Annotated in this window: 14 protein-coding genes; 11 read left to right on the plus strand and 3 right to left on the minus strand. The window is 70.7% G+C overall.

All coding sequences use genetic code 11. The features are described from left to right. Positions 1 to 1,086, minus strand: a 1,086-nt coding sequence (locus tag DK459_RS09580; RefSeq protein WP_110134682.1) for an NAD(P)/FAD-dependent oxidoreductase, incomplete at its 3' end; no start/stop codon positions are given. 126 nt (positions 1,087 to 1,212) lie between these two features. On the opposite strand from DK459_RS09580, the gene DK459_RS09585 reads away from it, so the two are divergent. The 4 genes from DK459_RS09585 (at position 1,213) to DK459_RS09600 (ending at position 9,559) form a co-directional block, all read left to right on the plus strand. Then, positions 1,213 to 2,157, plus strand: coding sequence for a LysR family transcriptional regulator (locus tag DK459_RS09585; protein ID WP_035182310.1), 945 nt, complete (start codon positions 1,213 to 1,215; stop codon positions 2,155 to 2,157). 90 nt (positions 2,158 to 2,247) lie between these two features. Next, complete coding sequence (locus DK459_RS09590) at positions 2,248 to 3,420, plus strand: efflux RND transporter periplasmic adaptor subunit (RefSeq protein ID WP_110134658.1); 1,173 nt, start codon at positions 2,248 to 2,250, stop codon at positions 3,418 to 3,420. Further along, a complete protein-coding gene (locus DK459_RS09595) occupies positions 3,417 to 6,494 on the plus strand; it encodes a multidrug efflux RND transporter permease subunit (protein ID WP_110134659.1) in 3,078 nt (1,025 codons plus the stop codon). The genes DK459_RS09590 and DK459_RS09595 overlap by 4 nt, the downstream gene beginning before the upstream one ends. After that, complete coding sequence (locus tag DK459_RS09600; RefSeq protein WP_054484319.1) at positions 6,491 to 9,559, plus strand: efflux RND transporter permease subunit; 3,069 nt, start codon at positions 6,491 to 6,493, stop codon at positions 9,557 to 9,559. Before DK459_RS09595 ends, DK459_RS09600 begins: the two co-directional genes overlap by 4 nt. A gap of 30 nt (positions 9,560 to 9,589) precedes the next feature. Here DK459_RS09600 and DK459_RS09605 read toward each other — a convergent pair whose 3' ends face one another. Beyond that, positions 9,590 to 10,516, minus strand: coding sequence for a LysR family transcriptional regulator (locus DK459_RS09605; RefSeq protein WP_024068986.1), 927 nt, complete (start codon positions 10,514 to 10,516; stop codon positions 9,590 to 9,592). Positions 10,517 to 10,630: 114 nt separating this feature from the next. Here DK459_RS09605 and DK459_RS09610 point away from each other — a divergent pair, with 114 nt between their 5' ends. The 7 genes from DK459_RS09610 (at position 10,631) to DK459_RS09640 (ending at position 18,344) form a co-directional block, all read left to right on the plus strand. Then, the gene (locus DK459_RS09610) at positions 10,631 to 12,052 is read left to right on the plus strand and encodes a M20 family metallopeptidase (protein WP_110134660.1); all 1,422 of its coding nucleotides are present in this window, start codon (positions 10,631 to 10,633) and stop codon (positions 12,050 to 12,052) included. Between the two features lie 12 nt (positions 12,053 to 12,064). Further along, positions 12,065 to 13,057, plus strand: coding sequence for a tripartite tricarboxylate transporter substrate binding protein (locus DK459_RS09615; RefSeq protein ID WP_053498697.1), 993 nt, complete (start codon positions 12,065 to 12,067; stop codon positions 13,055 to 13,057). Positions 13,058 to 13,242: 185 nt separating this feature from the next. After that, positions 13,243 to 14,853 (plus strand): PepSY domain-containing protein, encoded by a 1,611-nt coding sequence (locus DK459_RS09620; RefSeq protein ID WP_053498699.1) that lies wholly within the window; start codon positions 13,243 to 13,245, stop codon positions 14,851 to 14,853. Continuing rightward, positions 14,850 to 15,200: a DUF3325 domain-containing protein gene (locus DK459_RS09625; protein ID WP_020927863.1), complete on the plus strand. Its 351-nt coding sequence runs from the start codon at positions 14,850 to 14,852 to the stop codon at positions 15,198 to 15,200. Before DK459_RS09620 ends, DK459_RS09625 begins: the two co-directional genes overlap by 4 nt. Positions 15,201 to 15,339: 139 nt before the next feature. After that, positions 15,340 to 17,340, plus strand: coding sequence for a ribonucleoside triphosphate reductase (locus DK459_RS09630; protein ID WP_054443321.1), 2,001 nt, complete (start codon positions 15,340 to 15,342; stop codon positions 17,338 to 17,340). A 64-nt stretch (positions 17,341 to 17,404) separates the two neighbouring features. Next, the gene (nrdD, locus tag DK459_RS09635) at positions 17,405 to 17,587 is read left to right on the plus strand and encodes an anaerobic ribonucleoside-triphosphate reductase (protein WP_006395259.1); all 183 of its coding nucleotides are present in this window, start codon (positions 17,405 to 17,407) and stop codon (positions 17,585 to 17,587) included. Then, positions 17,553 to 18,344, plus strand: coding sequence for an anaerobic ribonucleoside-triphosphate reductase activating protein (locus DK459_RS09640; RefSeq protein ID WP_020927865.1), 792 nt, complete (start codon positions 17,553 to 17,555; stop codon positions 18,342 to 18,344). Before nrdD ends, DK459_RS09640 begins: the two co-directional genes overlap by 35 nt. On the opposite strand, the gene DK459_RS09645 is transcribed toward DK459_RS09640, so the two are convergent. Continuing rightward, positions 18,335 to 19,765 (minus strand): PLP-dependent aminotransferase family protein, encoded by a 1,431-nt coding sequence (locus DK459_RS09645; protein WP_006384247.1) that lies wholly within the window; start codon positions 19,763 to 19,765, stop codon positions 18,335 to 18,337. The genes DK459_RS09640 and DK459_RS09645 overlap by 10 nt on opposite strands.

A 19,765-nucleotide genomic window follows, 5' to 3' on the forward strand; every position in this document is an offset into this window, starting at 1 on the left:
CTGGTCGCGCAGGCGGCAGGCCTGCGGATCCCGCTCGAACAGGCCGCGCGCGTACACGCGGGCCTGCTCGGTCAGGGCGGCCGTCTTGGGCTGGCGCAGCGCGGTGAAGGCGCTCAGGGCCGCGTCCAGGTCGCGCGGCGCGCCCGCCAGGCAACGCGCCAGGTGCCAGGCGTCCTCCAGCGCCTGGCAGGCGCCCTGGCCCGAGGTCGGCAGCGGCGCGTGCGCGGCGTCCCCCACCAGCAGCACATTGGCGCGGTGCCAGGCCGCCGGGGTATCCAGGTCGTGCACGGCGATCAGGCGCACCGCGTCGGCGGGCGTGGCCTGGATGAGGCGCGCGATCGGGTCGGCCCAGCCGGCGAACCGGTCCGCGACCTCCGCGCGCGGGTCGGGCCCCTGGACCGCGGCGGCCAGCGACCGGGCCTCGGCCCCCGCCCAATAGACCAGGTCGGGCCGCACCGCGACGCAGCCGAAACGCTCGCCGACGCCCCAATAGTCCTGGATGGCCATGTCCTCGGCCAGGCCGGGACCGGAGGCGATGCCGATCCAGTTCACAAAGCCCTGGTAGACCGGGGTGTTGTCGCCGACGACGAACCGCCGCGCCACCGAATCCATGCGGCCGTCCGCGCCGACGAGCAGGTCCGCGCGCACCACGGCGCCATTCTCGAACCTGGCGGCGGCGCGGCCGTCGGCGTGGGGTTCGATCGCCACGGCGCGATGGCCGTACTCGGCCGGGATGCCGGCCCGCGCCGCGTGCGCCAGCAACACGGCCAGCAGGTCGCGGCGCAGGATCGTGTGGGTCGGATATCCCATCAATCGGTCGAGCGCGGAGATGTCGAGGCTGCCCAGGGCATGGCCCGCGTTGTCGTAGCGGCGCATCGCTCGCGGCCGCCCACCCGCTGCCGCGACGTCCGGCAACAGGCCGAGCGCGTCCAGCACGAAGCCGGCGTTGGGCCATAACGTCACGCCGGCGCCCATGGTGGCCGGCGCGGCCCCGCGTTCGTAGACCCGCGGCCGATGGCCGGTCCGATGCAATGCCAGCGCCACGCTCAGGCCGGCGATGCCGCCGCCCAGTATTCCGATATCCATGCTGATTCCTTCCATCAAACCCCGCGCCGGTCCCACGCCGGAACCGGGAACCGCATCGTAGATTCCACCGGATCCGATAACTAGTGTGAAAAAATGGGTTTGTTTCATATCTGGATCGGGATAATCATGGGCCAAGCCCTGGATCTGAACAGCGTGCGCGTCTACGCCGCCGTCGTGGATGAACAGAGCTTCGCCGGCGCCGCGCGGCGGCTGGCGATGCCGTCGTCGAACGTCAGCCGCCATGTCGCCGGACTGGAACGGCGGCTGGGCGCGCGCTTGCTGGAGCGCAGCACCCGCCATTTGCGCATGACCGAGGCCGGCCAGTTGCTGTACCAGCGGGCCAAGCCGCTGCTGGACACGCTTGCCGCCACCGAAGAGGAACTGGGCGCGGTCCGGCGGGAACTGCGCGGGCCGCTGACGCTGTGCATGCCAGGTGAAGCGCCGCGGCTGCTGGCGCCGATCCTGGCGGAATTCTGCGACCGCCATCCGGGCATCGAGCTGGCCTGCGACACCCGCCTCGACGGCATCGACGCGCTGCGCGAGGACGTCGATCTGTCGATCGTCTTTCATCGGGGCCGCCAGGACGACAGCAGCCTCATCACGCGCGAACTGGCCACGCTGCCCAGCATCGTGGTCGCCGCGCCGGCGCTGCTGGCGCGTGTCGGCGTGCCGCGCCAGGCGCGCCAGCTCAAGGCCCTGCCCTGCATCACCACCCTGAGCGCATTGAAGGGCATGCCCTGGCAATTCGAGGATGCCGCCGGCGAGATCGTCAAGGTGCCGGTGCGCAGCCGCTACCGCGTCAACAGCGGCGAACTGGCGCTGATGGGCGCGCGCCAGGGCATCGGTTTCGCGATCCTGGCGGCCTGCTCGTGCCAGGATGACCTGGCCAGCGGGCGACTGCGCGAGGTGCCGCTGGACCTGCGCCCCGCGCCCCTGCAACTGCTGGGGGTCTACAGCCATCGGCATTCCGTCAGCGCGCGCGCCCGGGCATTGCTCGAACTGATCCAGGCGCGCCTGGCCGAAATGGGCCTGGGAACGCCGCCCGGAACCGCGTCGGAAGAAGCCGCATAAAACCTGACTACAAGCTGATTCCAAAACGCTAATAATTATTATTCAGATAGAATCCGCACTGTCCCCAACTTATCCCCTGGCAGTACCGAGATGCCCCTGCCTTTCTCCGCTGGCCCCGCCAACGTGCGCCGGCGTCTGGCGCTCGCCGGCCTTGTGGCCGTCGCCATGCTGGCCGCCTGGGCCGGGTGGGCCGTATGGCGCTACGCCCTGCCAGGCCCCGCCCCCGCCGCCATTCCCAGCTATGCCCAACAGCCGGTGGCGGTCAGCGTTGCCGCCGCGCGCAGCGGCCCCTTGCCGCGCGACCTGCATGCGCTGGGCACCATCACGCCGTTGGCCCGCGTGGTGCTGCGCAGCCAGGTCGATGGCCAGCTGCAACGCCTGCACTACACCGAGGGCCAGGCCGTGCGGCGCGGGCAATTGCTGGCCGAGATCGATCCACGCCCCTACCAGGCGGCGCTGGCGGCGGCCGAAGGCGAACTGGCGCACGTCGAGGCGCTGCTCGGCAACGCCGAGATCGACCTGCGCCGCTACCGGCAACTGGCGCGCCAGGAAGCGGTGGCGGGCCAGCAGCTGGACACCGCCGAGGCCCAGGCGCGCAGCTACGCGGCCCAGCGCCAGCGGCTGGCGGCGGCCGTGGCCGACGCCCGGCGGCTGCTGGCGCTGACGCGCATCGTCGCTCCGCACGACGGCCGCATCGGCCTGCGCCGCGTGGACGCCGGCAATCACGTGCGCGCCGGCGACGCCGACGGCCTGGCCACGCTGGTGCAGACGCGGCCGATCTCGGCGCTGTTCACGCTTGCCGAAACCCGCCTGGACCTGCTGCGCCAGGCGCAGGCCGGCGACGGCGCCTTGCAGGTGCAGGCCTGGGACGCCGACGAGCGCCGCCTGCTCGCGCTGGGCACCCTGCAGGCGCTGGACAACCAGATCCACGCCGCCAGCGGCACGGTCAAGCTGCGCGCCCTGTTCGAGAATGCCGACGAGGCGCTGTTCCCGAACCAGTTCGTCAATATCCGCCTGGCGCTGGCACGCCAGGAAGACGTGCTGTCGATTCCCACGGCGGCGGTGCAGTACGGCGCCGACGGCGCCTTCGTCTTCGTCATCGGCGATGACCAGCGCGCCACCCGGCGCGAACTGACGCTGGGCCGCGCCAACGCCGGCCGCGTCGAAGTCCGCTCGGGCCTGGTCGCGGCCGAGCGCGTGGTGGTCGAGGGCGTGGACCGCCTGCATGACGGCCGCGACGTGCGGATCGTGGAAACCCAATGAGCCTGTCACGTCCCTTCATCCTGCGGCCGGTCGCCACCTCGTTCCTGATGCTGGCGCTGCTGCTGTCGGGCATCCTCGCCTGGCGCATGCTGCCGGTGGCGGCGCTGCCGCAGGTCGACTACCCCATCATCCAGGTCACCACGCCCTATCCGGGCGCCAGCCCCGACGTCACCGCGCGCGCCGTGACCGCGCCGCTGGAGCGCCGCTTCGGCCAGATCCCGGGGCTCAAGCAGATGTCGTCCTCCAGCGGCAGCGGCATCTCGGTGATCACGCTGCAGTTCTCGCTCGACGTCTCGCTGGGGGTGGCCGAGCAGGAGGTGCAGGCCGCCATCAGCGCCAGCGGCTCGCTGCTGCCGTCCGACCTGCCGACGCCGCCGGTGTACCGCAAGGTCAACCCGGCCGACGTGCCGATCCTGACGCTGGCCGTTACCTCGGATTCGTTGCCGCTGCCGCAGGTCTACGACCTGGTCGACACCCGCATGACACAGCGCCTGGCGCAGCTGTCGGGCGTGGGCATGGTAAGCCTGGCCGGCGGCCAGCGCCCCGCGGTGCGGGTGCAGGCCAACCCCATGGCGCTGGCCGCGCGCGGACTGCAACTGTCCGACCTGCAGGAGGCCATCGCCAAGGCCAACTCCAACCAGCCCAAGGGCAGCTTCGACGGCCCGGTGCGTTCGGTCATCATGGACGCCAACGACCAGTTGCAGAGCGCGCAGGAGTACCGCGACCTGATCGTGGCCTGGCGCAATGGCGCGCCGGTGCGGCTGGGCGAGGTCGCCACGGTGGAGGACGGCGCCGAGGACCGCTACCTGGCCGCCTGGGTCGACCGCCAGCCGGCGGTGCTGGTGAACATCCAGCGCCAGCCCGGCGCCAACGTCATCGCCGTGGCCGACCAGGTCAAGGCGCTGCTGCCGCAGCTGACCGCCAGCCTGCCGGCGGCGGTGCAGGTGCGCGTGCTGACCGACCGCACCGAAAGCATCCGCGCTTCGGTGCGCGGCGTGCAGTGGGAACTGGCCTTCGCGGTCGGGCTGGTGGTGCTGGTGACCTTCCTGTTCCTGCGCAACCTGCCGGCCACGCTGATTCCCAGCCTGGCGGTGCCGCTGTCCCTGATCGGCACCTTCGGCGTGATGCACCTGGCGGGCTTTTCGACCAACAACCTGACGCTGATGGCGCTGACCATCGGCGCCGGCTTCGTGGTCGACGACGCCATCGTCATGCTGGAGAACATCGCCCGCTACCGCGAACAGGGCCACAGCCCGATGGCGGCCGCGCTCAAGGGCGCCGGGCAGATCGGCTTCACCCTGGTGTCGCTGACGCTGTCGCTGATCGCCGTGCTGATCCCGCTGCTGTTCATGGAAGACGTGGTCGGCCGGCTGTTCCGCGAATTCGCCATCACGCTGGCGGTGGCCATCCTGATCTCGCTGGCGGTGTCGCTGACGCTCACCCCCATGATGTGCGCGCGCCTGCTGCCGCCGCACGCCGAGCGCCCGCCCGGCCTGCTGGACCGCCTGCAGGCGCGCTACGCCGGCTGGCTCGACGTGACCCTGCGCCACCAGCGCCTGACGCTGCTGGCGATGCTGGCCACCGTCGCGCTGACCGCGCTGCTGTACCTGGCGGTGCCCAAGGGCTTCTTCCCGGCGCAGGACGGCGGCGTGCTGCAGGGCGTGACCCAGTCGGCGCAGAGCACCTCGTTCGAGGCCATGTCGCAACGCCAGCAGGCGCTGGCGCAAAGCCTGCTGCAAGATCCCGACGTCGCCAGCCTGTCGTCCTTCATCGGCATCGACGGCATGAACGCCACGTTGAATACCGGCCGCCTGCTGGTCAACCTCAAGCCCTGGAGCGAACGCGGCGCGCCGCTGGCCGACATCATGGCGCGGCTCGATGCCCGCGCCCGCCAGGTGCGGGGCATCTCGCTGTACCTGCAACCAGTGCAGGAATTGAACATCGAAGACCGCGTCAGCCGCGGCCAGTACCAGTTCACCCTGACCTCGCCCGACGCCGCCCTGCTGGCGCGCTGGAGCCGCGCGCTGGCCCAGCGCCTGGACGCCGCGCCGCAACTGGCCGATATTTCGTCGGACCTGCAGGGCGGCGGCCGCCAGGCCTACCTGGAGGTCTCGCGCGACGCCGCCGCGCGGCTCGGCCTGACCATGGACGACGTGGCCCAGGCGCTCTACAACGCCTTCGGCCAGCGCCAGGTGGCCACCCTGTTCACGCAGTCGAACCAGTATCGCGTGGTGCTGGAAGTGGACCCGCGCCTGGCCGCCAGCCCCGAGGCGCTGGAGCGCATCCACCTGAAAACCGCGGACGGCCAGCCGATTCCGCTGGCGGCGCTGGCCACGGTCAGCGAGCGCGCCGTGCCGCTGGCGGTGAACCACCTGTCCCAGTTCCCGGCCGTCAATTTCTCGTTCAACCTGCCGCCGGGCGGCTCGCTGGGCGCGGCCATCGCCGCCATCGAGGCGGCGCGCCAGGACATCGCCATGCCCGCGAGCGTCGAACTGCGCCTGCAGGGCGCGGCGGCGGCCTTCGAGGCGTCGTTGTCCAATACCCTGTGGTTGATGCTGGCGGCAGTGGTCACCATGTACCTGGTGCTGGGCATGCTTTATGAAAGCGCGATCCATCCCGTCACCATCCTGTCGACCCTGCCGTCGGCCACGGTGGGCGCGCTGCTGGCGCTGCTGCTCACCGGCCGGCCGCTGGACCTGATCGCCGTGATCGGCATCATCCTGCTGATCGGCCTGGTCAAGAAGAACGGCATCATGATGGTCGACTTCGCGCTGGAAGCCGAACGCAGCCGCGGCCTGGCGCCGCGCGAGGCGATCCGCGAAGCCGCGCTGCTGCGGCTGCGGCCGATCCTGATGACCACGCTGGCGGCGCTGTTCGGCGCCCTGCCGCTGATGCTGGCCACCGGCTCCGGCGCCGAGCTGCGCCAGCCGCTGGGCTGGGTGATGGTGGGCGGCCTGCTGGTCAGCCAGGTGCTGACGCTGTTCACCACCCCCGCCGTCTACCTGTTCTTCCACCGGCTGGGCGCGGGCCGCCGCAAGGCCCTGCCCGCCCCCGCTGACCGGCCGGCGCCATGATCCGCGCGCTGCTGCACCGGCCCATCGCCTGCATCTTCCTGGCGCTGGCCCTGACGCTGCTGGGCGCGGTGGCCTGGCGCCTGCTGCCGGTGGCGCCCCTGCCGCAGGTGGACTTCCCCACCATCGAGGTGCGCGCCGAACTGCCCGGCGCCAGCCCCGAGAGCATGGCCAGCACGGTGGCCGCGCCCCTGGAGCGCGCGCTGGGCGGCATCGCCGGCGTCAGCGCCATGAGCTCGTCCAGCAACCAGGGCGCCACCCGCGTGCTGCTGCAGTTCGCGCTGGACCGAGACATCAACGCGGCCGCGCGCGACGTGCAGGCCGCCATCAACGCCGCCCGCGCCGAGCTGCCGTCCGGCATGCCCGGCAACCCCACCTACCGCAAGGTCAACCCGTCGCAGGCGCCCATCATGGCGCTGGCGCTCAGCTCGCCGACGCGGCCGGCCGGCCGGCTCTACGACCTGGGCGCCACGGTGCTGGCGCAGAAACTGTCGCAGATCGTCGGCGTCGGCGAAGTGACGCTGGGCGGCAGCTCGCTGCCGGCGGTGCGGGTGCAGGTCAACCCGAACGCGCTGGCGCACTATGGCGTGGCGCTGGACGACCTGCGCCAGTCCATCGCCGACGCCGCCCCGATGGGTCCGCAGGGCCAGCTGGACTCGGCCGGCCAGCGCTGGGAGGTCGGCACGCCCGGCCAGCCGCGCACGGCCGACGACTACAACGGCCTGATCGTGCGCCACCAGGATGGCGCCACCATCCGGCTGGCGCAGATCGCGCGCGTCAGCGACTCGGTCGAGAACCGCTACAGCAGCGGCTTTCACAACCACGATCCGGCGGTGGTGCTGACCATCAGCCGCCAGCCGGGCGCCAACATCATCGAGACCATCGCCGCCATCAACCAGGCCCTGCCCGGCCTGCGCGCGCTGATGCCGGCCGACGTCGACCTGACCGTGGTGCTGGACCGCTCGCCCGGCATCCACGCCACGCTGCGCGAGGCCCACGTCACGCTGGGGCTGGCGGTCGGGCTGGTGATCCTGGTGGTGTGGCTGTTCCTGGGCAGCGCCCGCGCCGCGGCCATTCCCAGCGTGGCGATTCCGGTCTGCCTGGTGGCCACCTTCGCCGTCATGTACCTGTGGGGCTTCTCGCTCAACAACCTGTCGCTGATGGCGCTGATCGTGGCCGCGGGCCTGGTGGTGGACGACGCCATCGTGGTGCTGGAGAACATCTCGCGCCACCTGGAACGCGGGCTGGGGCCGCGCCAGGCGGCCCTGCGCGGCGTGCGCGAGGTCGGCTTCACGCTGGTGGCGATGACGCTGGCGCTGTCGGTGGTGTTCGTGTCGATCCTGTTCATGGGCGGGCTGGTGGAACGGCTGTTCCGCGAGTTCTCGATCACGCTGGTGGCCGCCATCCTGATTTCGCTGGTGGTGTCGGTCGCCATCATTCCCAGCCTTTGCGCGCGCTGGCTGCGGCCGCCAGCCGAGGCGCAAACGCGGCCCTCGCGGCTGCGCGCCGTGTTCGCCCGCGTCCACCAATGGTATGGCGCATCGCTGGCGCGAGTGCTGGGTCACGCGCGCCTGACCCTGCTGCTGCTGGCCGCCGTGGTGGCGCTGAACGCCTATCTGTATGCGCAAGCGCCCAAGGGGTTTCTGCCGCAGCAGGACACCGGCCAGCTGATGGGGTTCGTGCGCGGCGACGACGGCTTCTCGTTCCAGGTGATGCAGCCCAAGATCGACGTCTACCGCCAGCTGGTGCTCAAGCACCCTGCGGTGCAGGACGTGATCGGCTACAACGGCGGCAGCCTGGGCATCAGCAATTCGCTGTTCCTGATCCGCCTGAAACCCGCTTCCGAGCGGCGCGAATCCTCGGCCCAGGTGATCGACTGGCTGCGCGCCAACGCCCCGCCGGTGCCGGGCGGCATGTTCTTCCTGAACGTCGACCAGGACCTGCGCATGCCGGGCGGCTTCGGCAATTCCGGCGACCACGAGCTGGCCATCATGGCCAGCGACGTGCCGGCGCTGCGGCAATGGTCACGCAGGATCTCGCGCGCGATGCAGGACATTCCCGAGCTGCGCGACGTCGATGCGGTGGGCGATGCCGCCACCCAGCAGGTGGTCATCAACATCGACCGCGCCGCCGCCCGGCGCCTGGGCGTGGACATGCGCACCATCGCCAGCGTGCTCGGCAATTCCTTCAGCCAGCGCCAGGTGGCGACGCTGTACGACCCCATGAACCAGTACCGCGTGGTGCTGGAGCTGGACCCGCGCTACACCGAGGACCCCGAGGTGCTGGAACGGGTGCAGGTGGTGGCGGCCGACGGCAACCGCGTGCCGCTGTCGGCGTTCTCCACCTACGAGCACGGCCTGGTCAACGACCGCGTCTTCCACGACGGGCTGTTCGCCGCCGTCGGCGTCGGCTTCTCGCTGGCCGAGGGCGTCTCGCTGCAGCAGGGCCTGGCCGCCATCGACGCCGCCATGGCGCGGCTGATGGTGCCCGCCCACATCCAGACGCGGCTGGGCGGCGACGCCCGCAGCTTCCAGCAAAGCCTGCAGGACCAGCCCTGGCTGATCCTGGGCGTGCTGGTGGCGATCTACCTGGTGCTGGGCATCCTGTACGAAAGCCCGCTGCATCCGCTGACCATCCTGTCGACCCTGCCCTCGGCCGGCGTCGGCGCGCTGCTGGCGCTGCGGCTGGCCGATATCGAGTTCAGCCTGATCGCCCTGCTCGGCCTGTTCCTGCTGGTGGGGGTGGTGATGAAGAACGCCATCCTGATGATCGACTTCGCCCTCGGCCTGGAGCGGCGCGAGGGCCTGACGCCGGAACAGGCCATCCACCGCGCCGCCATGCTGCGCCTGCGGCCCATCGTCATGACCAACCTGGCCGGCCTGCTGGGCGCGCTGCCGCTGGTGCTGGGCATGGGCGAAGGTTCCGAACTGCGCCGGCCGCTGGGCGTGACCATCGTCGGCGGGCTGATGATCAGCCAGTTCCTGACGCTATACACCACGCCGATCGTGTATCTGGCGCTGGAACGGCTGCGGCTGAAGGTGGCGGGCTGGCGGGCGCGGCGCGCCTGATCCCCGCCCGTCCGCGCCGCGCCCGACGCCTCAGCCCGCGCCCCGTTCCACTTCCGGGGCGCGTGGCGCCACGGTCAGGCGTTCGGCCAACAGCGCCAGAAAGGCACGCGCCAGCGGCGGCAGATTGGCGCCGCGCAAGGTCACGACCTGGATGCTGCGCTGGCGCATTTCGGGATTGCTGAACGGCACCGCCACCAGGCCGGCGCTGGCGAGCAGACCGATCACTGTCAGGTAGCCCGTCAACGCCACGATCTGGCTGCCCGGCAGCATCGGCAGGAAGGCCGCCGAATGGTTCGAGACGTAGGCAGGCTCGATATGCACGCCGGCATTGGCGCAGGCCGCGTCGAACAGGTCGCGCACCGTGGTGCCGGGGTCGCCCAGCGACAGCGGCGCCTGCGCCAGGTCGCGCACGCCGACGCTGCGGCGCGCGGCCAGCGGATGGCGCCGGCACATGATGGCGTAGACCGGCGCGCGGCATTGCAATTCGGTCTTGAGGCGCTCGTCGGGCGCCACCGTGTAGCGCAGCGCCAGCTGCGACAACCCTTCCAGCACCAGCCGGTTGACCTCCTCCGGCCGCTCCACCAGCAGGTGGAAGCGCGCCTCGGGGCGGATACGCTTGAAGTCGGCCATGCACTGCGGCAGGAAGCGATGGGCAAAGCCTTCAGTGCAGGCCAGCCGGATGGTCACGTCGCCCAGCGCGCTGCGCTGGCGGATGCCGGTGGTGACGCGCTCGGCCTCCAGCGCGGCGGCGTTGGCGTATGCCGCCAGCTGGCGGCCGGCCTCGCTCAATGCCATGCCGCGCGCCTGGCGCTCGAACAGCGCAATGCCCAGCTCGTCCTCCAGCTTGGCGATCTGGCGGCTCACGGCGGAGGCCGCCACGTGCTGCGCGGCGGCGGCGCCGGCGATGGAGCCGCAACGCGCCACCTCCAGGAAATACCTCAGGCCCAGCGAAATCATGGCAAGCTTCCCCAAGCCATTGCCTAAATGGCAACGATCAAATGCGAATTATCTAATTGTGGCATGCGCATAAGCGTAATAACTTTGTGCCTGTGCCGCTACCCCGAGACCGCAGTGATCCGCGAACAAGCCATCCTCCACGCCACCCAAGCCTATGACGACGGCACCTTGCAGGCCGAACTGGCCCGCCGCGTCGCCTACCAGACCGAAAGCGAGGAGCCCGGCCGGGCCGCCTGCCAGCACGCCTACCTGAATGACGAGCTGGCGCCGCAGCTGGAACAGCTGGGCTTCACCTGTCATGTGCACTCCAACCCGGCGGGCGTCGACCTGCCGATCATGGTGGCGCGGCGCATCGAAGCGCCGGCGCTGCCGGGCGTGCTGCTGTACGGCCATGGCGACGTGGTGCGCGGCAATGCGGCCAAGTGGGAAGCCGGCCGCGATCCATGGCGCCTGCGGGTCGAGGGCGACCGCTGGTACGGCCGCGGCACCGCCGACAACAAGGGGCAACACACCATCAACCTGGCCGCGCTGCGCCAGGTGCTGCGGGCGCGCGACGGCAAGCTGGGCTTCAACGCCACCTGGCTGATCGAGACCGGCGAGGAAGCGGGCTCGCCCGGCCTGGCCGCCTTCTGCGAAGCGCAGCGCGAGGCGCTGGCCGCCGACGTCTTCATTGCCAGCGACGGCCCGCGCCTGGCCGCCGCCCGCCCCACCCTGTTCATGGGCTCGCGCGGCGCGGTGAACTTCGAATTGAGCCTGCGCGCCCGCGAACGCGGCTACCACTCGGGCAACTGGGGCGGGCTGCTGGCCAATCCCGCCATCGTCCTGTCGCACGCCATCGCCTCCCTGGTGGACGCGCGTGGCCGCATCCTGGTGCCGGGCCTGCGGCCGCCGCCCATCCCGGCGCCGGTGGCGGTGGCGCTGGCGGACCTGGAAGTGGGTGGCGGCGCCGACGATCCCGCGATCGACCACGACTGGGGCGAGCCCGGCCTGTCGCCCTCGGAGCAGGTGTTCGGCTGGAACAGCCTGGACGTGCTGACCTTCGGCGCCGGCGATCCGGCCAAGCCGGTCAATGCCATTCCACCCGTCGCAACGGCCTGGTGCCAGTTGCGTTTCGTCGTCGGCACCGACTGGCGCGCGCTCGAGCAGCACGTGCGCGCCCATCTGGACGCGGCCGGCTTTGCCGACGTGCGGGTCCGCGTCGGCATGCAGGCCGGCGCCACCCGCCTGTCGCCCGACAACCCCTGGGTACGCTGGGCCGCCGCCTCGATCGAGCGCAGCACCGGCCAGCGCCCGGCGGTGCTGCCCAACCTGGGGGGCTCGCTGCCCAACGACATCTTCGCCGACCTGCTCGGCCTGCCCACGCTGTGGGTGCCGCATTCCTACCCCGCCTGCGCCCAGCACGCGCCCAACGAGCATCTGCTGGGCAGCGTGGCGCGCGAGGGCCTGGCCATCATGGCGGGCCTGTTCTGGGACCTGGGCGACCAGGGCGCCGCGCTGCGCCAGGCCGCCGCCGAAACCGATTCCTCTCCCTCCTGACCGGACTCTTCCATGATCGCCCGACTCCGCGCCGCCGCGCTGGCCTGCCTTTCGGCCCTTGCCCTGCAAGCCACCCTGGCCGCCCCCGCCGCGCACGCCGCCTATCCCGAACAGGCCATCAAGCTGGTGGTGCCGTTCACGCCCGGCGGCGCCACCGACGCCGTGGCCCGGCTGCTGGCCAACCGGCTGTCGGGCAAGCTGGGCCAGGCCGTGATCGTCGAGAACCGGCCCGGCGCCTCGACCGTCATCGGCGCCAACGCCGTGGCGCAGGCCCAGCCCGACGGCTACACGCTGATGCTGTCGGGTAGCACCACCTACACCGTGCTGCCGGCGCTCAAGCGCGACCTGCCCTACGATCCGCGCCGCAGCTTCGAGCACATCGCCATCGTGGCCCTGGCGCCGGTGGTGCTGCTGACGCAGAACAGCCTGCCGGCCGAGACCGCGCAACAGGCGGCCGAGCTGGCGCGCGACAAGACCGCCGGCGGCGGCCTGATGTACGGCACCTTCGGTCCAGGGTCGGCGCCGCACCTGGTGGGTGAAATGTTCGCCGAGGCCGCGGGCGCCAAAATGACGCCGGTGCCCTACAAGGGCAGCGCGCAGTTCATCACCGCGCTGATCGGCGGCGAAATCGCGCTGGGCGTGGACACCGTGTCGTCGGCCGCGCCGCAGGTCAAGGCGGGCAAGGTGCGCGCGCTGGCCGTCACCGGCGAACACCGCGTGCCGCAGTTGCCGGACGTGCCGACCTTCATCGAAAGCGGCCTGCCCGGCGTCTCGATGGTGGGCTGGTACGGGCTGGTGGCGCCGGCTCGCACGCCGCCGCCGGTGCTGGACACGTTGAACCGCGCGGTCGCGGACATCATGGCCGACCCGCAGGTACGCCGCGCCATCGCCGACCTGGCGCTGGAGCCGGTCTACCTGGACGGCGCCGCCTTCACCGCGCGCATGGAACAGGAACTCAAGACCTTCGGCGAAGTGGGCCGGCGCGCCGACATCAAGCTGGACTGAAGCGCCCGCCCCGCGCGGGCGCCGGCGGGCCACGGTCCGCCGGCACGATGGCGTCGGGAATCGTCCTATTCCGACCCCATTTCGACTAGAATCGGAACCATTCTCAATAAAAGACCCGCGGCAGGGCTCGCGGCGGCGTCGATAGAAGAAAGAGGCGCGTTCTGAAACCCAGTTTCCGTTTGTCCATGGCCTGGCTCCACACCTGGGTCGGCCTGTGGTTTTCCTGGCTGCTGTTCGCCGTCTTCCTGACCGGGACGCTGGCGGTGTTCGCCGAACCCATCACCCACTGGATGACGCCGGAGCACCATGCGGCCGAGGCCGAGGCGGCGGCGCGCGAGCCCGTGAAGGTGGATCGCGCGCGCCGGCTCGATCTGGCGGTGCAGTACATGGCGCGGCATCACGCCGGCGCCGGCATGTGGGAGATCTGGCCGGTCAACCGCCACCACGACAACGGCCTGGTGGCCTACTGGTTCGACTCGAACGGCGCATACGCCGACGCCGAACTCGACCCCGAGACCGGCCGCGAACTGGACGAGGACCACCACGAGGCAGGCCGCGCCACCTTCGGCGGCGACCACTTCGTCGACTTCCACTACAACCTGCACGCGCAGCCCCTGGGCCTGTGGATCGTGGCCTTCGCCGCCATGGCGATGCTGGTGGCGATGGTTTCCGGCGTGGTGACGCACAAGCGCATCTTCAAGGACTTCTTCACCTTCCGCGCCAGCAAGGGCCAACGTTCGTGGCTGGACGCGCACAACGCCACCGCGGTGCTGACCCTGCCCTTCCAGTTCATGATTGCCTATACCGGCATCGTGATCTCGGCCTTCACGCTGATGCCAGCGCCCATCGCGGCGACCTATGGCCCCGGCGCCGAGGCCGCCCGCCTGTACCTGGCCGAACTGGCGCGCGAAGACCAGCCCCCGCTGACCGGCACCGCGCTCGCCGTGCCGGCCCTGGAACCGCTGGTCGCGCGCGCCGAACGGTTGATCGGGCAGACCGCGCGCGCCATCGTCATCAACAACCCCGAAGACGGCTCGATGCGGATCGCGGTCTATGGCTGGAACGAGGAGGCCGACCAGAACGTCCATATCAGCAGCACCACCGGCATGGCCGAATTCTCCGCCGCCACCGGCCAATTGCTGCGCCTGCGCGCCCCCGGCGGCGTCGAGGGCGGCGCCGCGCCGTTGACGCGCCAGGTGATGTCCGACCTGCACATGGTCAAGTTCGGCGGACTGGCGATGAAATGGCTGTACTTTGTGTGCGGCCTGGCCGGCAGCGCCATGATGGGCACCGGCGCGGTCCTGTTCATGGTCAAGCGCCGCAACCGGATGGGCGACGAATTCGGCGCCGCCACCGCGCGCGTCTACCGCCTGATCGAAGGCCTGAACGTGGCCGCGCTGGCCGGCCTGGCGATCGCCTGCGTCGCCTACCTGTGGGCCAACCGGCTGTTGCCGGTGTCGCTGCCGCAGCGCGCCGGCTGGGAACTGCGCGCCTTCTTCATCGTCTGGGCGCTGACGCTGGCCCATGCCTGGCTGTGCAGTCCGCGGCGCGCCTGGCTGTGGCAGCTGGGCCTGCTGTCGGCGCTGTGCCTGCTGCTGCCGCTGCTGTCCCTGCTGACGCTGGGCGACCATCCGCTGGCGCAGATCGCGCGCGGCGACTGGGAAAGCGCCGGGGTCGAACTGACGGCCGTGGCCATAGGCGTGGCGGCCGGCTGGGCCGCGCTGCGGCTGGGCCGCAAACCGCTGTCGGCGCCGCCGCCGCGCGATACGCGCGCTTCGCGGGAGGCCACGGCATGAATCTCAACGACGCCTTCGGCATCGCCATGGCGCTGCTGCTGACCTATTCCGGCATGGCCTGCCTGAGCCTGGCGATGCCGCGCCATTACGACCAGGTCTGGGGCCGCGATCCCTCGGCCGGCCATTCCCGCGTGCTGCGCGGCGCGGGCATCCTGCTGTTGCTGCTGGCGCTGCTGCCCTGCGTCGGCCTGTGGGGCAACACCGTGGGCGTGGTGGCCTGGCTGGGCTGGCTGTCGGCCGGCGCGTTGCTGTGGGTCGGCATGCTGTCGTGGTCGCCGCGCCCGGCCATGGGCACCGCCGCCCTGGCGCTGGTGATCTCGCTGGCCGGGGTCGGCTTGGGTTTCTAGGGCCGCATTGCGTCCGCGCCGGCCCGGCCGGCGCCGTTTGACCGGCATCAAGACAAGCCGACAAACGCCTCGATAGCCGGGCTTTCGACACCATAGGTGGTGGTAGAGTTTTCCTACCCCACAACATATGGTGTCAGCGATGCAACTCCAACACATCCTCAAGCGCGACGGCCGGGTCGTCGCATTCGACCGCGACAAGATCGCCGCGGCCATCGCCGCCGCCGGCCGCGGCACCGGAGAACTGGACGCCGACGTCGCGCAGGCGCTGACCGGCGCGGTGATCGAGGCGCTGGCCGCCGAAGGCAACGTCTGCCCCGGCGTGGAGACCATCCAGAACCAGGTCGAGGAAACGCTGGTCAAGGCCGGCTACTGGCGCACCGCCCGCGCCTACATCGTCTACCGCGAACAACACGCCCGCCTGCGCGCGCTGCGCCACACCCTGGTGGACGTGGAAAGCGCCATGGAGGAATACCTGGAACAGCGCGACTGGCGCGTCAACGCCAACGCCAACCAGGGCTACAGCCTGGGCGGGCTGATCCTGAACGTGGCCGGCAAGGTCACCGCCAACTACTGGCTGTCCAACGTCTTCACCCCCGAGGCCGGCCAGGCCCACCGCGATGGCGACATCCACATCCACGACCTGGACATGCTCAGCGGCTATTGCGCCGGCTGGTCGCTGCGCCAGCTGCTGACCGAAGGCTTCAACGGCATCCCCGGCAAGATCGAGGCCACGCCGCCGCGCCACATGTCGGCGGCCATCGGCCAGATTGTCAACTTCCTGGGCACGCTGCAGAACGAATGGGCCGGCGCCCAGGCCTTCAGCTCGTTCGACACCTACATGGCGCCCTTCATCCGGCGCGACGCGATGACCTACGCCGAGGTCAAGCAAAGCATGCAGGAACTGATCTACAACCTGAACGTGCCGAGCCGCTGGGGCACGCAGACGCCGTTCACCAACCTGACCTTCGACTGGACCTGCCCGGCCGACCTGAAGGAGCAGATCCCCTACGTCGGCGGCGAGGAAATGCCGTTCGCCTATGGCGACCTGCAGGCCGAGATGGACATGATCAACCGCGCCTACATCGAGGTGATGATGGCCGGCGACGCCAAGGGGCGCGTGTTCACCTTCCCGATTCCCACCTACAACATCACGCCCGACTTCGACTGGGACCATCCCAACACCGAGCGCCTGTTCGAGATGACCGCGCGCTACGGCCTGCCGTACTTCCAGAACTTCCTCAATTCAGACCTGGAGCCGCACATGGTGCGCTCCATGTGCTGCCGCCTGCAGCTGGACCTGCGCGAACTGCTCAAGCGCGGCAACGGCCTGTTCGGCTCGGCCGAGCAGACCGGGTCGGTGGGCGTGGTGACCGTCAACTGCGCCCGCCTGGGCCACACCTGCCGCGGCGACGAGGCCGCGCTGATGGCGCGCCTGGATCACCTGCTGGGCCTGGGCCGCGACGTGCTGGAAACCAAGCGCAAGGTGGTGCAGCGCTACATCGACCAGGGGCTGTACCCGTACACGCGGCGCTACCTCGGCACGCTGCGCAACCACTTCAGCACGCTGGGCGTGAACGGCATCAACGAGATGATCCGCAACTTCAGCGGCGACGCCGAGGACGTCACCACGCCGGCCGGCCATGCGCTGGCGGTGCGCCTGCTGGATCGGGTGCGGGCGCGCATGACCGAGTTCCAGGAAGAGACCGGGCACCTCTACAACCTGGAGGCCACGCCCGCCGAAGGCACCACCTACCGCTTCGCCCGCGAAGACCGCAAGCGCTACCCCGGCATCCTGCAGGCGGGCACCGAGGCCCAGCCCTACTACACCAACTCCAGCCAGCTGCCGGTGGGCCACACCGACGATCCGTTCGAGGCGCTGGCCCTGCAGGAAGCGCTGCAGGGCAAGTACACCGGCGGCACCGTGCTGCACCTGTACATGAACGAGGCCGTGTCGTCGGCCAGCGCGTGCAAGGAACTGGTGCGGCGCGCGCTGTCGAATTTCCGGCTGCCGTACATCACCGTCACGCCGACGTTCTCGATCTGCCCGAACCACGGCTATCTGGCCGGGCACCACGAGTTCTGCCCGAAGTGCGACGCCGAATTGCTGGCCAGGCAGGCGTCTTGCTGCGCGCCGGCCTGACCGCCGCTGTCGACCGCTTTTTTCCCCGGGCGATCCCCGCCCGGCCTTTCCCCAAGGAGCCGTTATGCAAACCGTGATCTCTCCCGAAGCCGCCGCCCCGCAGGCGCTGCGCCTGGACGACAGCCAGCGCGTGCGCTGCGAAGTCTGGACCCGCGTCATGGGCTACCACCGCCCCGTGTCTTCCTTCAATACCGGCAAACAAGGCGAATTCAATGAACGCCGCTTCTTCGTCGAACAACGTGCCTGAAGCGGCCGGCGGCCGCAAGGCCGCCCCCGCCCGCCACCCACCGCGCATGGCCTATGCCGCGCCGCCGCGGCCGGCGGCCCAGCCGCTGCCGCGCCATTCCCCGGCGGTGGGCGGGCTGACGCCGTTTTCCACCGTGGACTGGCCCGGCACGCTGGCCGCCGTCATCTTCATCGCCGGCTGTCCGTGGCGCTGCCACTACTGCCACAACCCCGAACTGCAGACGCGCAACGCGCGCTACGACTGGCGCGACGTGCGCGCCTTCCTCGACAACCGCCAGGGGCTGCTGGACGCCGTGGTGTTCTCGGGCGGCGAACCGCTGAGCGAACCGCGCCTGCCGTCGATGATCCGCGAGGCGCGGCGCATGGGCTATCGCATCGGCCTGCACACGGCCGGCATCTATCCGCTGCGGCTGGCCGACGTGCTGCGCTACCTGGACTGGGTCGGCCTGGACATCAAGGCCGACGCGCAGGGCTATGACGACATCACCGGCCGGCGCGATTCGCACCGCCCGGCGCAGGCCTGCCTGACGCAGTTGCTGACGGCCGGCGTGGATTTCGAATGCCGCATCACCTGGCATCCCGACTGGCTCGACGAGACCCGGTTGCTCGGATTGGCGCGCGAACTGGCGCGGCGCGGCGTCAAGCGCTTCGCGGTGCAGGGCGCGCGCAGCTGCCCCAGCACGCCGCCGGCGCGGCTGCTGGGCACGCAGGCACAGGCTTTGCTGCGCGGCTGGTTCGAGGAATTCGCCTACCGCTGAGCGCTGGCGCGTCCCAGGCGCGCCGCCAGCGCCGCGTGAAAGCGCGGCGACGCCACCGCGCCCACATTGCAGCGCGACCACGGCGACACGGCGGTCGGGTCGACGCTGAACACCCGGCCCGGCGCCATGATGACCTTCTCGGGCATCAGGTCCTGGGCCAGCGCCAGCGAATTGTCCACGCCCGGAAACGCCGACCACAGGTACAGCGAGCTGGTGGGCCGCGCGTAGACCTCGGCGCCCAGCGAATCCAGCACCCGCAGCGCGTCGCCGGTGGCCGCCTCCAGCCGCTGGCGCAGGCGCACCAGATGGCGTTCGTAGTGGCCGTCGCGCAGCATCACGTCGACCATGCGCTCGCAGTATTCCGAACTGCTGACGTGCACCAGCGCCTTCAGGTCCGCCAGATCGCTGGCCAGGCCCGCGCCGCAGGCGATGAAGCCGACCCGCAAGGCCGCCGAGAACGACTTCGAGAAACTGCCGATGTAGACCGTGCGTTCCAGCTGATCCAGCGCCGATAGCCGCACCGCCGAGGTCGGCTTGAAGTCGGCCAGCGGGTCGTTCTCCACCACGATCAGGTTGTAGCGCTCGGACAGCTGCAGCAGCTTGTAGGCCTTGGCCGGCGAGATGTCCGAACCAGTGGGATTGTGCGCCAGCGACTGGGTGAAAAAGAGGCGCGGCTTCTCGCGCTGCAACAAGGCCTCCAGCGCCGCCAGGTCAGGCCCGTCCGCCAGGCGCGGCACGCCCAGCATGCGCACGCCCGCCAGCTTGAGCTTGCCGAACAGCGGGTAGTAGCCCGGATCGTCCACCAGCGCCGCCGCGCCCGGCGGCAGGAAGTAGCGGATCACCAGGTCCATGGCCTCGTTGGCGCCGTGCGTCAACACCAGTTGCGACGGCGCCGCGCTGATGCCGACGTCGCCCAGCTTGCGCACCAGGCTCTCGCGCAGCGGCGCGTAGCCGAAGCGGCTGCCATAGCGGAACAGCGTGCCCAGGCCGGTGCGCACCACCTTCTGGTGATAGCGGTCCATGCGCATGTCGGCCAGCCATTCCACCGGCGGGAAACCGTCGCCGGCGGCGATGGCGTCTGGTTGGGTCTTGAGCTGCTCGCGCATCAGCCAGACGATGTCCATGGCGCGGCTCAACTGGCCCGGCTCCTCGTCGGCGGCGCGCCGCGCCGGTCCGGTATCGAGCACGTAGAAGCCCGAGCCGCGGCGCGGTTCCACCAGCCCGCGCGCCACCAGCATCTCGAACGCCACCACCACGGTGTTCTTGGCGTAGCGGTGCAATTGCGCCAGCTCGCGCAGCGATGGCAATTTATCGCCCGGGCGGTAGACGCCCTCGGCGATCTGGCGCCCGATCAGGCGCGCCAGGCTTTCGGCGATGGGCGCGGCGCGCGGGGCGCGGCCCGGGGAGTTATCGGCGTCCAC

This window comes from Achromobacter sp. RW408, assembly GCF_003184165.1.
In the GTDB taxonomy this organism is placed as follows: domain Bacteria; phylum Pseudomonadota; class Gammaproteobacteria; order Burkholderiales; family Burkholderiaceae_B; genus Achromobacter; species Achromobacter xylosoxidans.